Origin of the sequence: Kitasatospora sp. MBT63 (assembly GCF_000710465.2) — a bacterium.
Taxonomy (GTDB): domain Bacteria; phylum Actinomycetota; class Actinomycetes; order Streptomycetales; family Streptomycetaceae; genus Kitasatospora.
Genome location: NZ_JAIZ01000694.1, coordinates 14,329 through 28,024, shown reverse-complemented (window position 1 = coordinate 28,024; position 13,696 = coordinate 14,329). Strand labels below are relative to the sequence as shown.

The following is a 13,696-nucleotide window of genomic DNA, read 5'->3' as shown; positions in this document are numbered from 1 at the left end:
GCCGGCGGTGACGCGCAGCCACCCGGGGACGCCGTTGTCCCGGACCAGGACGCCCCGGTCGAGGATCGCCTGCCAGACCGCGTGGGTGTCGGCGAAGCGGCCGAACTGGACGAAGTTGGCGTCGGAGTCGGTGACCTCCAGGCCGAGGCCGCGCAGCGCGTCGACCAGCCGGTCGCGCTCGGCCTTCAGCTGCTCGACGTAGCCGAGCAGGGTGTCGGTGTGCTCCAGGCAGGCCAGCGCGGTGGCCTGGGTGACCGCCGACAGGTGGTAGGGCAGCCGGACCAGCTGCACGGCGTCGACCACGGCCGCGTCGGCGGCCAGGTAGCCGAGCCGCAGGCCGGCCGCGCCGAACGCCTTGGACATGGTGCGGGTGACCACCAGGTTGGGACGGCCCGCCAGCAGCGGCAGCAGCGAGGCGCGGTGCGAGAACTCCACGTACGCCTCGTCGACGATCACCAGGCTCGGGCCGGCGGCCTGCGCGGCCTCGTACAGCGCGAGCACGGTGTCCGCGGCGACCGCGGTGCCGGTCGGGTTGTTCGGCGAGCAGACGAAGACCACGTTCGGCCGGTGCTCGGCGATGGCCAGGGTGGCCGCGTCGAGGTCGATGGTGAAGTCGTCGCGCCGCGGGCCGGAGATCCACTCGGTGCCGGTGCCGCGCGAGATCAGCGCGTGCATCGAGTACGAGGGCTCGAAGCCGAGTGCGGTGCGGCCCGGCCCGCCGAAGGTCTGCAGCAGCTGCTGGAGCACCTCGTTGGAGCCGTTGGCCGCCCAGACCTGCTCGCGGGTGCGGGCGAAGCCGGTGGTGGTGGTCAGGTAGGCGGCGAGGCCCTCGCGCAGCTCGACCGCGTCCCGGTCGGGGTAGCGGTTGAGGTGGCGGGCGGCCTCGGCGACCCGCTCCGCGATCCGGGCCACCAGCGGCTCCGGCAGCGGGTACGGGTTCTCGTTGGTGTTGAGCTGGACGGGCACGTCGAGCTGGGGTGCACCGTACGGGGACTGGCCGCGCAGCTCGTCCCTGATGGGGAGGTCGTTCAGGTTCACGTACCGGGTACCGTCCAGTCGAAGCGGGCCTTGATCGCGTCACCGTGGCCGGGCAGGTCCTCCGCCTCGGCCAGGTTGACCACGTGCGCGGCGACGTCCGCCAGCGCCTCGCGGGAGTAGTCCACGACGTGGATGCCGCGCAGGAAGGACTGCACCGACAGCCCGGAGGAGTGGCAGGCGCAGCCGCCGGTGGGCAGGACGTGGTTGGAGCCGGCGGCGTAGTCGCCGAGCGAGACCGGGGCGTACGCGCCGATGAAGATCGCGCCGGCGTTGCGCACCCGGGCGGCGACCGCGCGGGCGTCCCGGGTCTGGATCTCCAGGTGCTCGGCGGCGTAGGCGTTGACCACCGCGAGGCCCTGCTCCAGGTCGTCCACCAGCACGATGCCGGACTGCCGGCCGGCCAGCGCCTCGGTCACCCGCTCACGGTGCCTGGTGGCGGCGACCTGCGTCTTCAGCTCGGCCTCGACCTCCTCGGCCAGTGCGAGCGAGTCGGTGACCAGCACCGAGGCGGCCATCGGGTCGTGCTCGGCCTGGCTGATCAGGTCGGCGGCGACCTCCCGCGCCGAGGCCGAGTCGTCGGCCAGGACGGCGATCTCGGTCGGACCGGCCTCGGCGTCGATCCCGATCCGGCCCTTGAGCAGGCGCTTGGCGGCGGCGACGTAGATGTTGCCCGGGCCGGTGACCAGGTTGACCGGCGGGCACTCCTCGGTGCCGTAGGCGAACATCGCGATGGCCTGCGCCCCGCCGGCCGCGTACACCTCGGTGACGCCGAGCAGCGCGCAGGCGGCCAGGATGGTCGGGTGCACGGAACCGCCGAAGGCCTTCTGCGGCGGCGAGGTGACGGCGATGCCCGCCACCCCGGCCTCCTGGGCCGGCACCACGTTCATCACCACGGAGGACGGGTAGACGGCCAGGCCGCCGGGCACGTACAGGCCGACCCGGTCGACCGGCACCCAGCGCTCGGAGACGGTGCCGCCCGGCACCACCTCGGTGGTGTGGTCGGTGCGGCGCTGCTCGCGGTGGACCAGCCGGGCGCGGCGGATCGACTCCTCCAGCGCGGCCCGGACCTTCGGGTCCAGCCCCTCCAGCGCGGCGTCGATCCGGTCCTGCGGGACCCGGGTGGTCTCCAGCTTCACGCCGTCGAACCGCTCGGTGATCTCGATCAGCGCCGCGACCCCGCGATGGCGTACGTCCTCGCAGATCGGCCGCACCTTCTCCAGGGCGGCTTCCACGTCGAACTCGGCACGGGGCAGCACGTCGCGCGGGTCCGAGGAGGAGCCGCGCAGGTCGATTCGAGAGATCACAGGCCCAAGTGTAGGGAGTGGCCGAAACAGGCGGCCCGGCATTTCAGTCCGTGATACGAAAGCCGAGACAGCTGAAGATCTTCGGGGGGAGAGCGCGTGGACCAGGCACCGGCCAACTGGACCGTGACCGAGCAGCGGCTCTGGCAGGCCTTCCGGCAGGGCAGCGTGCACGATCTGCGGGTCGGCGACGACACCGTCGACGACGCCGCCGGACCCGCCGTCTGGGGGCCGGAACGCACCGTCCGCTCGGAGGTGATCGCCCGGCTGCTGCTGGCCGGACCGGCCCCCGCGCCCGGGCGGGTCGCCTCGCTCAAGCTCAGCGGCGCACTGATCACCGGGCCGCTGGTGCTCGCCGGGGCCGACATCGGCCACTACATCGAGCTGCACCACTGCCGGTTCGAACGGAAGGTGCTGATCTCCGAGGCACGGGCCGGCACCGTCCGGATGATCAACTGCCTGATACCCCGGCTCGAGGCGTCCCGGCTGGCCACCGAGGGCGACCTGCACCTGGCCCGCTGCCACCTCCCGCAGGGCATCCGGCTCACCGACGCCAAGATCGGCACCGATCTGCTGCTCAACCAGGCCGTCATCGGGTCCGACCGGCACGGCCGCGCGGTCTCCGCCGAGGGCCTCACGGTCAGCCAGGACCTGGAGGCCGACCGGCTCACCTCGCACGGCGAGGTCAGCCTGCGCTCGGCGCGGATCGGCGGCCGGCTCTCGCTGCGCGGCGCCCAGCTGCACGCCGCCGCCGACGACCGCAACTGCCTCAACCTGGCCCACATCACCGTCGGCCACACCCTCTACCTCGGCGGCTCCCTCGACGGCGGCTGGGCCGACTCCCGCACCATCTACGGCGACGGCTACGGCGCCCCGATCCCGCCCGGCACCCCCAGCACCCCGCTGCGGGCCCACGGCGGCGTCCGGCTGGTCGACGGCCGGTTCGAGAACGCCTGCCTGATCACCAACGCCGAGTTCCACCTCTCCCCGCTGCAGGAACTCTCGTTGCGCCGGATCCAGACCCCCGAGCTGCGGATCACCTGCCCCACCCCGCCCGGCGGCAAGGTCTCGCTCTCCCGCGCCCGGGTCGGCAACCTGGTCGACACCCCGCAGAGCTGGCCGCGCAACGGCCTGGTCGGCCTGACCGGCTTCACCTACGAGTCGCTCCGCCCCGACCGGCCGTTCACCGTCCAGGAACGGATCGCCTGGCTGGAGGGCGCGCTCGCCGAGTACCGGCCGGAGCCGTACGAGCAGCTGGCCGCCGCGCTGCGGCGGGACGGCCGGGACGAGGACGCCCGCGAGGTGCAGTACGCCAAGCAGCGCCGCCGCCGGGCCGCCCTGCCGCTGCCGGGACGGCTCTGGGGCCTGCTGCAGGACTTCACCGTCGGCTACGGCTACCGGCCCGGGCGGGCCGCGCTGTGGCTGGTCATGGCCTGGGGCCTGGGCACCGGGTACTTCGCCGAGCACCCGCCGCCGCCGCTGAAGGCCGACGAGGTCCCCGCCTGGAACGCGCCGCTGTACGCGCTCAGCAAGGTGATCCCGGTGGTCGACCTCGGGCAGAGCGGCTGGAACCCCGACCAGCACGGGCAGTGGGTGGCCGCCGCCCTGGTGATCACCGGGTGGGTCCTCGCCACCACCGTCGTGACCGCCGCGACCCGCCTGCTCCAGCGCGGCTGACCGCCGCCCGGCGCAGGAGTGGCGGAAGCAGAGGGTGGCCGGGCGGTGACGGACGGCCACGGACGGCCGACTCGGGCGGCCCGTCGCACAAACGGCGGGGCGGGACCGGCGGCGCGGCAACTACGCTGTGCGCCGTGACTGAACGGCTGCCGCTCTTCCCGCTCAACACGGTCCTCTATCCGGGGCTGGTGCTGCCCCTGCACGTCTTCGAGGACCGCTACCGCCGACTCGTCGCCGACCTCCAGGAGCAGCCCGAGGACCGGCCGCGCCGCTTCGGCATCGTCGCGATCCGGGACGGCCGCGAGGTGGCCCCGGTCCGCGAGAGCGACGAACCCGCCGGACCGCTCGACGGCCTGGGCACCGTCACCGGGGACCCGCTGGAGGCGATCCACGACACCGGCTGCGTCGCCGACATCAGTTCGCTGCGCGAGCAGCCCGGCGGCCGGTACGAGCTGTTGGTCACCGGCACCACCCGGTTCCGGCTGACGTCGGTCGACGCGAGCGGTCCGTACCTGACCGCCGAGACCGAACCCCTCGCCGAGCAGCCCGGCGAAGGCGCCGGTGCGCTCGCGGCCGGCGTGGTGCGGGCCTTCCGCGCCTACCAGAAGCGGCTGGCCGGCGCCCGCGAGGCCAGTCTGGCCGGCGAGCAGGACCTGCCGGGCGACCCGCAGGTGCTCTCGTACCTGGTCGCGGCGGCCGCCGTCCTGCCCGCGCAGGTCAAGCAGCTGCTGCTGGCCTGCCCCGACACCGCGGGCCGGCTCTCGCTGGAGCTGGAGCTGCTGCGCCGCGAGACCGCGCTGCTCACCCAGCTGCCCTCGCTGCCCGCGGTCGACCTGACCCGGCAGGCGTTCAGTCCCAACTGAGGGTCCGGCCGAGGGACCGGCCGACGGTCCGGCCGCACCCGCGTCCCTGGAGGGGAGAACAGAACCGATGGCGAAGAAGGCGAAGAAGGGCGGCCAGGGCACACCCGCGACGGTGGCCCTGGACGCCGCCCGGGTGGCGTTCACCGTGCACGCGTACGAGCACGACCCGGCCGCGGAGACCTACGGCGGCGAGGCCGCCGAGGCGCTGGGGGTCCCGGCCGGGCGGGTGTTCAAGACCCTGGTGGCCGAGGTCGACGGGGCACTGACCGTGGGCGTCGTACCGGTCTCCGGCAAGCTCGACCTCAAGGCGCTGGCCGCCGCCGTCGGCGGCAAGCGGGCGGCGATGGCCGACCCCATTGCGGCCGAGCGCAGCAGCGGGTACGTGCTCGGGGGCATCTCGCCGCTCGGGCAGCGCCGGGCGCTGCCGACCGTGCTGGACGCGAGCGCGCTCGACCACCCGACCGTCTTCGTCTCGGCCGGCCGCCGCGGTCTGGAGGTCGAACTGGCACCGGCCGACCTGATCACCCTCACCTCGGCCCGGACCGCCGTGATCGGCCGCTGAACTCGCCGGACCCGGCGGGCTCGACGCTCTCGCGCGCGGCGGTGGGAGCGGTGGCAGCAGCACCGCAGGCAACGGCCACCCGGGCACCGCACCGGCGAGGCACCCCCAGGAGCGTCGCGCACCCGCCGGGCCGTCACAGCCGCACGGTCACTGCCAGGCCCTCACCGCTCCGTCCGTCACTGCTCCGGCGGGCGGGCCTGGTCCTGGTACGGCGGTGCGGGCGGCTGCGGGGCACTGCCGTACGGCAGCGCGGGCGGCGGGCCGGGCGTCGCACCGGGGGCGCCCGGGAGGGTCCACTGCGGACCGGTCGCCCAGTACGGCAGCGGTTCCTGCTCGCGCTTGCCGAACGCGGCCGACAGGGCCAGCAGCAGCACCATCGCCGTCATCGGCCAGACCAGCAGCGCGCCGTGCGCGCCGAGCTCCAGCGGGGCGCTGAAGGTGCCGCCGTCACCGACCTGCCGGGCGTGCGCCTGGAGGTCGGCGGTCGGGCCGAGCGCCGCACCGAGCTTCCAGGCCGCCACCGAACCGGCCAGCCCGCCGACGGCGAGGCCGACCGCGACCGCGATCCCGCCACCGCGACCGCGGGTCAGCAGGAACGCCGCCACCGTGCTCAGCACGCCGGCACCGAGCGCCAGCAGCGCGAAGACGCCGTCCGCGGCGGCCCGCTGCTCGCCCTCGGGGTCCATGTACAGGATCTGGTTCCCGCTGACCTGGAACATCACCCGGGGCGCCAGCCAGTACCAGAGCAGGCCGAGCAGCACGCCCAGCACCGCCCCGGCCACGGCGGTCACGGCGCCGATCCGCAGCTCGGGCAGCAGCACGGGCCGGCTCTCGCCCCGGTGCCCGCCGGGCCCGGCCGGTCCGGTCGGCGCGTCGGGGTGGGGCTGCGGCGGGGCGTACGGGTTCCCGGCGGAGCCCGGCCCGCTTCCTGCACCCGCGGGTGTGTTCGGTACGGTCACCCGTCCATCGTTTCACGACCGGGCGGCCGGGCTCAGGTCAGCCCGTCAGCGAGTGGCCCGTCGGTACGCCCAGGTGGCCAGCGTCAGCGAGACCAGGCCGACCGCGGCGCACACCGACAGGTCCCCGGCGACGGCCGCCCAGTCGGGCCGGCCGCTGAACGTCCGGGCGAACGCCTCCACCCCGTACGTGGACGGCAGCAGGTCGCGCAGCCACTGGACGGCCGCCGGCATCCGGGCGGCCGGCAGCACGCCGAGCAGCAGCGCGGCGGACATCCCGAGCTGGCCGAGCAGGGTGGCGATCTCCTGCTTGGGCGCCAGCAGCCCGCAGGCCGCGCCGAGCCCGGCCAGCGCCGCCCCGGCCAGCGGCACCACGGCCAGCAGCACCCACAGGTTGGCCACCGGCAGCCCGAACAGCCAGGCGCCGAACCCGGCCGTCACCAGCGTCCCGGGCAGCGTGAACGAGGCGAACGCGCCCGCCGCCCCGAGCACCACGGCGGCCGGGGGCACCGGCAGCGTCGCATAGTGGTCGAGGCCGCCGGTGGCACGCAGCCGTCCGAAGTACTGGGCGAGCAGGTTGAGCGCCACGAAGGCCACCACCAGCACGGCGGAGCCGGCCACCACCGAGCGGGCCGCCGGGTTGTCGCCCGGGTCGACCACGCCGCGCATCATCACCAGGATCCCGACGGACTGGAAGGTCGCCACGAACAGCAGCGGGATCCGGGCCACCCGGGCCCGGGCCAGCTGCGCCTGGTAGACGGCGGCCAGTGCGGGCAGCAGCCGCGCGGCCGGTGCCAGCGGGGCCGGGCCGGCCGCGGCCGGGGTGGCGGCGGGTGCGGGGGCGTCGAGCAGGGTCACCCGGTCACACTCCAGGTACGCGCGTCGGTGGGGTCCTCGGTCCGGGCGGCCGCTGCGGTGGCGCTCATCTGGCCAGCCCCCCGCTCCGGCCGCCGAGCCTCAGGTAGGCGTCCTCCAGGCTGGGGGTGGCCAGGGTGAAGTCGTCCAGGGCGGCGAAGGCGGGGCCGGTGGTGACGGCCGCGACCAGTTCCCGGGCGTGTTCGGGGGTGGTGCGCACGGTCCAGCGGCGCCCGGTGCGTTCGGCGCGCTCGGCCAGCCGGGCGACGGCGGGGACGTCCAGCGGGGCGTCGGTGCGCCACACCAGGTCCAGCCGGACGTCACCGTCGACCAAGGCCTTCAGCCCGCCGGGCGTGTCGCAGGCGATCACCCGGCCGGCGTCGACCACGGCGACCCGGTCCAGTACGGTCTCCGCCTCGATCACGTTGTGCGTCACCAGCAGCACCGTGGTGCCGCGCTCGGCGCGGCGGCGGTCGACGGCCGACCAGACCGCGCGCCGGGCCACCGGGTCCATGCCGGTGGTGGGCTCGTCCAGGACCAGCAGCGGCCGCTCCCCCACCAGCGCGGCGGCGAAGCAGGCCAGCCGGCGCTGGCCGCCGGACAGCTTGGCCAGCGGACGGCCGGCGATCGGCTCCAGCCCGAGTTCGGTGAGCACGTCTGCGGAGTCGGCGCGGGCCTGCGCGCGGGTCAGGCCGCGCAGCCGTCCGGTGGTCTCGGCGGCCAGCGCGACGGTCAGCTCGTCCAGCGCCGTGGACTCCTGGCCCAGGTAGGCGAGCAGCCGGGCGGCCCGTTCGGGGTGGCGGACGATGTCGTGGCCGAGGATGTCGATGCTGCCGCCGTCCGGGCGCAGCAGGCCGGTGAGCTGGCGGACCAGGGTGGACTTGCCCGCGCCGTTCGGGCCGAGCAGGCCGAAGATCTCACCGCGGTGGACCGTCAGGTCGACGCCGTCGTTGGCCAGGATCCGGGTGGCGCCGCCGTCGGCCGCGCCCGCCGGGGCGGCGCTCCTGCGCGGCCCGGGGCGACGGCCGCCGGGGTAGCTCTTCACCAGGCCGCGCACCGTGCAGCAGGGCCCCGCCGAGTCCCGGCCGGGCCCGGCCGGATCGGCGTGCGGCGAGGCCTGGGGTGCCTGCCGGTCGGTGTCGCTCACGGTCGAAGACTCTACGCGCTGGCGGTGCGGATCCGGACAACGGGGTCAATCCGTCCGCCGGGCGTGGCCCTCAGTCCCCGGCGCCCCGGCCGTCGTGCGCGGCGGCGCCCGCGGCGGTCTGCCGGGGGCCCTCGCCGACAGCCTCCCTGGCCTGCGGGACGGCCGCCTCCCCCGGCTGCCCGTGCGGCTGCTCCTGCGGGACCCGGGCGGCGAACTCCTTCCAGAACCCGGCCCGGATCGCGTACCGGTCGTGCTCGTCGATCTGGTCGTCCTTGTGCGCGAGCAGGCCGAACCGGGCGGCGTAGCGCAGCAGCTCGCCGTCCAGCCGGTGCGGGATCCGCGGGTAGTCGCGCCAGAGCACGCCGAGCCGGTCGCGGGTGCCCTGCCGGTCGACGGCGCCCAGCCGGTCGGCCGCGCACAGGCGGTCGCACCAGCGGCGGGCGAAGACCTGCCCGACCTCGTGGGCGTCGCCGCCGATGCTGGTGATGTCCTCCTCGCGGTCGGCCCAGCGCTGCTCGGCGCTGGTCAGCTGGGCGAGCGTGGGCAGGCCGTCGGCGGCGGTGGTGGCGACCGCCTCGGCGGCCGGGCGGTCCACCCAGCCACGGTCGGACGACCAGCGCAGCACCGGGCCGCCGAGCGTGGCGGCGGCCGCGGGGGCGGTGGCCCGGACCGCGAGGTCCTTGGGGGTCGGGATCATGCGCAGCGCGGCGGCGGCCGGGCGGGTCCGGGTGGCGGCCGCGGGGGCGGCGACCGGTTCGGCGCCGACCGCCATGATCTCGGAGATCTCCGCGATCTCGGGCGCGGGGGTAGGGGCGGGGAACGGCGACTGGAAGAGCGGCTGCTCCTTCAGCCGGGCCCAGCGCTCGATCCACTCCCGGTCCAGCACCCGGCGCTCGTCGGCCTCGCCGACCAGGTCCTCGGACTGGTTGAAGTCACCGTCAGCGGCCTGCAACGCCCACAGGTGGACGGCGACCCCGTGCTCCTTGGCCGACATCACGCCGGGCAGCAGGTCGCCGTCGCCGGTGACCAGGACCACGTCGGCGCAGGCGTGGTTGCGGGCCAGTTCGGACAGTTCCGCGTGCATCGCGGCGTCCACGCCCTTCTGCACCCACCGCCCCTCGGCCCGGGTGAGCGCCCCGAGCCGTACGGTGACCCGGGGCAGCACGCGCAGCCTGCGGTGTTCGGGCAGCGGGCGGCGTTCGGGGGCCGCGTCGAACCAGTAGATCCGCAGCAGCGGCAGTCCCGTCTCCGCCTCGGCGCGTTCGCGCAGTGCCGAGATCAGCACGGTGTGGTCCACCGCCACCCGGGAGCGTCCGGGCTCTCCGGCGAGCAGGCTGGCGGCGGCTCCCAACAGGTAGCCGGCATCGACCAGAACGACACAACGGTCCACAGCTCCGCACCTCTTCTCGGGTCGGCCGGGCGGCGTGGGGGGCCGACCCTGGCGGTCCGTGCGGCTATTGGGCCTTCCTTTACCCCGGGTACGCCGGGCGAACCACCCGAATCCACCGGGCGGCGCAGCACCCCTGGTGAGGACGCGGAACCCGGTCGCCCCGGAGCACGGCCCCGATGTGCGATCCCGTCCGGCGCCGGCGGGCAGTGCCTCGGCGATTCGATCCCGCAGGAGTCGTCAACCCTGCGGCACACAGGCCGGCCAGACATGTCATCAGCTCTTGGCCGGACCGTCGGGGGCGGCAGGTCGGCGTCGGCTCGGCCGGCCTGCGAGTGGCGACGGGACGGATACGGCCGCGGTCGCGGCTGCCGCCGCTGCGACGCTGGTGGGGGTGCAGTACGTGCCGTCGCTCTCCCATCGCGAGCCCGTGTACGACCCGACGGGGCGGTGGGTGTCGGGGGTCGAGGTGCTGGAGATCCTGCCCGACGGCCGGCTCGGTGAGGTGAGTGTCGGGGACACCATCTGCCGGGGCGGCCTCACCACCGAGGACGCTCCTCCCACCCACCGGGGCAGTTGGCGGAAGTCGAGCGAGGAGCACGCCGGTATCGGGGGGAGGTCTCGTTCGAGCGGTTCTACGCCGATGGGCACACCTGCGTCGCGTACCTGCAGTTCCTGGATCGCGGCGACGACGGCGAACCCCACCGCCACCCGGCCGACCCACCCGTCGTTCCGGCGGGCGCCCGCCGGCTGAGCCCCAGGACGCCGATCGGCCCGACCCCGGGCGGGGGTCGGGCCGACGGTGTGACGGGAAGACAGCCTGGGTCTGAGGCTCAGCCGTTCAGCTCGGCCGCCACCAGCTCCGCGATCTGGACGGCGTTGAGGGCCGCGCCCTTGCGAAGGTTGTCGTTGGAGAGGAACAGCGACAGGCCGTGCTCGACCGTCTCGTCGGCGCGGATGCGGCCGACGTAGGTGGGGTCCTGGCCGGCAGCCTGGAGCGGGGTGGGGATGTCGGAGAGCTCCACGCCCGGGGCGCCGGCCAGCAGCTCGACCGCGCGGGCCGGGCTGATCTGGCGCTCGAAGCGGGCGTTGACCTGGAGCGAGTGGCCGGTGAAGACCGGGACGCGGACGCAGGTGCCGGCGACCTTGAGCTCCGGGATGCCGAGGATCTTGCGGCTCTCGTGGCGGAGCTTCTGCTCCTCGTCGGTCTCGTTGGAGCCGTCCTCGACGACCGAGCCGGCCAGCGGGATCACGTTGAAGGCGATCGGCCGCTTGTAGACGCCGGGCTCCGGGTACTCGACGGCCGCGCCGTCGTGGGTGAGGGCGGCCGCGCCGTCGACCACCTTGCGGGCCTGGTCGTGCAGTTCGGAGACGCCGGCCAGGCCGCTGCCGCTGACCGCCTGGTAGGTGGCGACGACGAGGGCGGCCAGTCCGGCCTCCTCGTGCAGCGGGCGCAGCACCGGCATGGCGGCCATGGTGGTGCAGTTGGGGTTGGCGATGATGCCCTTGGGCCGCTCGGCGATGGCGTCCGGGTTGACCTCGGCGACCACCAGCGGGACCTCGGGGTCGCGACGCCAGGCGGAGGAGTTGTCGATCACCACGGCGCCGGCCGCGGCGACCTTCGGCGCGAGCGCCTTGGAGGTGGAGCCGCCGGCCGAGAAGATCACGATGTCCAGGCCGCTGTAGTCGGCCGTGGCCGCGTCCTCGATGGTGATCTCGGTGTCGCCCCACGGCAGCGTGCGCCCGGCCGAACGGGCCGAGGCGAACAGCCGCAGCTGCTCCACCGGGAACTCGCGCTCCGCCAGAATGCTGCGGACCACTCCGCCGACCTGGCCGGTCGCCCCTACGATGCCGATCCTCATCCGACTGCTCCTCCGGTTTCGTGCTCGATCAGCTTGCGCTTGATCAGGTTGCGCTTGATCACTGCCGCACCCTGCCCATCATGCCTTGTCACCGCCGCCCGGCGGCGAGTCGTCCTACAGTGTGGGCTGCACGCGCTCAAGAGCGGCCAGCGCGGCGAGCGCCGCCTCGACCGACTCCTTGGCCGCCGGCAGCAGCGGCAGCCGGACGTCCGCGGTCGGGATGCGGCCCTGGGCGTGCAGCACGCCCTTGACCACGGTGGGGTTGGGCTCGGTGAACGCGGCCGCGGACAGCCCCGCCAGCCGGTGCCCGAGCTCGCGCGCCTCGTCCACCCGGCCGGCCCGCCAGGCCGCCGCCAGTGCGACGAACCGGTCGGTCGCCAGGTGCGCGGAGGCGAGGATGCCGCCGGTCGCGCCGAGTGCCATCAGCGGGGAGATCAGCAGGTCGTCCCCGGAGAGGACGGCGAAGCCGGGCGGCAGGTCGGCGAAGAGTCCGACGATGTCGCCGTCGACCGCGCCGGCCGCCAGCTTCATGCCCGCGACCCCCGGCAGCTCGCCGATCCGGCGCAGGGTGGCGGCGCCGAGCGCCTGCCCGGTGCGGTACGGGATGTGGTAGACGACCAGCGGGACGGGGCTGTCCGCGGCGAGCCGGGTGAAGTGGGCGAGCACCCCGGCCTCACCCGGGCGGACGAAGGCGGGGACGGTGACCAGCGCCGCGTCGGCGACGCCGGCCAGCTCGGCGAGCGCCTGCGCATCGCCCGCCCCGGCGGTGAACACCATGCCGCGCGCCCGGCAGACCGCGCCGACGGTGCGGATCACGGCCGCGCGCTCCTCGGCGCTGAGGGCGGCGGGTTCGCCGGTGGTGCCGAGCGCGACCAGACCGGCCGCGCCCGCGTCCAGCGCGTCGACGGCCAGGGCTTCGAGGGCGTCGTACGCGACCGAGCCGTCGGCAGCGAACGGGGTGATCAGAGGGACGTGGACGCCGTGGAGTTCCGTGTGGAGAGGTTCCATGCCGACGAGCCTGCCCCGCTCCGATCATGCAGGTCCAGTTCACGTTCCCGATGCTTCTCGTAAGCTGAGCCGATGCTCGATCTCCGCCGCCTGCGGCTGCTGCGCGAACTGGCCCACCGCGGCACCATCGCCGCCGTCGCCGAGGCCCTCTCGTTCAGCCCTTCGGCCGTGTCCCAGCAGCTGTCGGTGCTGGAACGGGAGGCCGGGGTGCCGCTGCTGGAGCGGACCGGCCGACGGGTGGCGCTCACCCCCGCCGGGCTGAAGCTGGTACGGCACACCGAGGCCGTCCTGGAACGGCTGGAACAGGCCACCGCCGAGCTGGCCGGCGCCCGGCAGGGCCTGGCCGGGCCGCTGCGGATCGGTACCTTCCCGTCCGCCGCGCGCTCGATCGTGCCGGGGGCGCTGGCCGTGCTGATGAGCCGCCACCCGGCACTGGAGCCGATGGTCAGCGAGGTGGACCCGGCCCGGGTCGCCGCCCAGCTGCGGGCGGGCGAGCTGGACGTGGCGCTGGTGCACGAGTACGACCTGGTGCCGGCCGAGGCGGAACCCGGGCTGACCGTCACCGGGGCGATCTTCACCGAGCCGATGTACCTGGCGGCGCCCTCCCCCGGCACCGTCGCGGACTTCCGGCACTCGCCGTGGATCGTCTCGCCACCGGGCACGCTCTGCCACACCATGGCGGTCCGGGCCTGCCAGGCGGCCGGGTTCACCCCGCAGATCCGGCACCAGGTGGACGACTTCACCACCGCGCTGGCGCTGGTCGGCGTGGGGCAGGGCGTCGCGCTGGTCCCGCAGCTGGGCACGCTGGCGCCGGAGGTGAGGGCGCCGGGCGGCCCGGTGGCGCTGACCCGGCTGCCGATGTACCGCCGCACCCGGGTGGCGTTCCGGGCCGGCGCGGGCGCCCACCCGGCGGTCGCGGCGTTCACCACCGCGCTGCGCTCGGCGCTGCCGCCCGGACTGGCCGGATCCGGTGCCCCTACGTAGCCGGACCCGCGCCCGGCGCGGCTACCTAGCCCCCTACGTAGTGCTTGTCGGGGCGA

General features: G+C 75.1%; 12 protein-coding genes. 4 read left to right on the top strand and 8 right to left on the bottom strand.

From position 1 onward, the window contains the following. Positions 1 to 1,038 (bottom strand): histidinol-phosphate transaminase (locus AA75_RS36650; protein WP_033824733.1); only part of this gene is annotated, 1,038 nt, incomplete at its 3' end. Beyond that, positions 1,035 to 2,342 carry a histidinol dehydrogenase gene (hisD, locus tag AA75_RS36645; RefSeq protein WP_033824732.1) on the bottom strand — a complete coding sequence of 436 codons (1,308 nt, stop codon included), beginning with the start codon at positions 2,340 to 2,342 and terminating at the stop codon, positions 1,035 to 1,037. The genes AA75_RS36650 and hisD, both read right to left, overlap by 4 nt. 96 nt (positions 2,343 to 2,438) lie before the next feature. Between hisD and AA75_RS36640 the strand changes: the two genes are divergently transcribed. The 3 genes from AA75_RS36640 (at position 2,439) to ybaK (ending at position 5,441) form a co-directional block, all read left to right on the top strand. Then, on the top strand, positions 2,439 to 4,016 hold the full coding sequence (locus tag AA75_RS36640) for a hypothetical protein (RefSeq protein ID WP_033824731.1): 1,578 nt from the start codon (positions 2,439 to 2,441) through the stop codon (positions 4,014 to 4,016). 134 nt (positions 4,017 to 4,150) lie between these two features. Then, positions 4,151 to 4,879 (top strand): LON peptidase substrate-binding domain-containing protein, encoded by a 729-nt coding sequence (locus AA75_RS36635; protein WP_033824730.1) that lies wholly within the window; start codon positions 4,151 to 4,153, stop codon positions 4,877 to 4,879. A 67-nt stretch (positions 4,880 to 4,946) separates the two neighbouring features. Next, entirely contained in the window at positions 4,947 to 5,441 is a 495-nt protein-coding gene (gene ybaK / locus AA75_RS36630) for a Cys-tRNA(Pro) deacylase (protein ID WP_033824729.1), read from the top strand. 176 nt (positions 5,442 to 5,617) lie between these two features. Here the strand turns inward: ybaK and AA75_RS36625 are convergent, their stop codons facing one another. The 6 genes from AA75_RS36625 to AA75_RS36595 all read right to left on the bottom strand — a co-directional run bounded on the left by AA75_RS36625 (position 5,618) and on the right by AA75_RS36595 (position 12,656). Further along, positions 5,618 to 6,400, bottom strand: a complete 783-nt coding sequence (locus tag AA75_RS36625; RefSeq protein ID WP_063794516.1) for a hypothetical protein — start codon at positions 6,398 to 6,400, stop codon at positions 5,618 to 5,620. 45 nt (positions 6,401 to 6,445) lie between these two features. Further along, positions 6,446 to 7,255: an ABC transporter permease gene (locus AA75_RS36620; protein WP_051814063.1), complete on the bottom strand. Its 810-nt coding sequence runs from the start codon at positions 7,253 to 7,255 to the stop codon at positions 6,446 to 6,448. Between the two features lie 64 nt (positions 7,256 to 7,319). Next, positions 7,320 to 8,309 carry an ABC transporter ATP-binding protein gene (locus AA75_RS36615; RefSeq protein ID WP_033824742.1) on the bottom strand — a complete coding sequence of 330 codons (990 nt, stop codon included), beginning with the start codon at positions 8,307 to 8,309 and terminating at the stop codon, positions 7,320 to 7,322. A gap of 160 nt (positions 8,310 to 8,469) precedes the next feature. Further along, positions 8,470 to 9,789 carry an NYN domain-containing protein gene (locus tag AA75_RS36610; protein ID WP_082527093.1) on the bottom strand — a complete coding sequence of 440 codons (1,320 nt, stop codon included), beginning with the start codon at positions 9,787 to 9,789 and terminating at the stop codon, positions 8,470 to 8,472. A gap of 830 nt (positions 9,790 to 10,619) precedes the next feature. After that, positions 10,620 to 11,648 carry an aspartate-semialdehyde dehydrogenase gene (locus AA75_RS36600; RefSeq protein WP_033824726.1) on the bottom strand — a complete coding sequence of 343 codons (1,029 nt, stop codon included), beginning with the start codon at positions 11,646 to 11,648 and terminating at the stop codon, positions 10,620 to 10,622. A gap of 114 nt (positions 11,649 to 11,762) precedes the next feature. Continuing rightward, positions 11,763 to 12,656 carry a dihydrodipicolinate synthase family protein gene (locus AA75_RS36595; RefSeq protein ID WP_033824725.1) on the bottom strand — a complete coding sequence of 298 codons (894 nt, stop codon included), beginning with the start codon at positions 12,654 to 12,656 and terminating at the stop codon, positions 11,763 to 11,765. A 72-nt stretch (positions 12,657 to 12,728) separates the two neighbouring features. On the opposite strand from AA75_RS36595, the gene AA75_RS36590 reads away from it, so the two are divergent. Continuing rightward, positions 12,729 to 13,640, top strand: coding sequence for a LysR substrate-binding domain-containing protein (locus AA75_RS36590; protein WP_033824724.1), 912 nt, complete (start codon positions 12,729 to 12,731; stop codon positions 13,638 to 13,640). Positions 13,641 to 13,696: the final 56 nt, after the last annotated feature.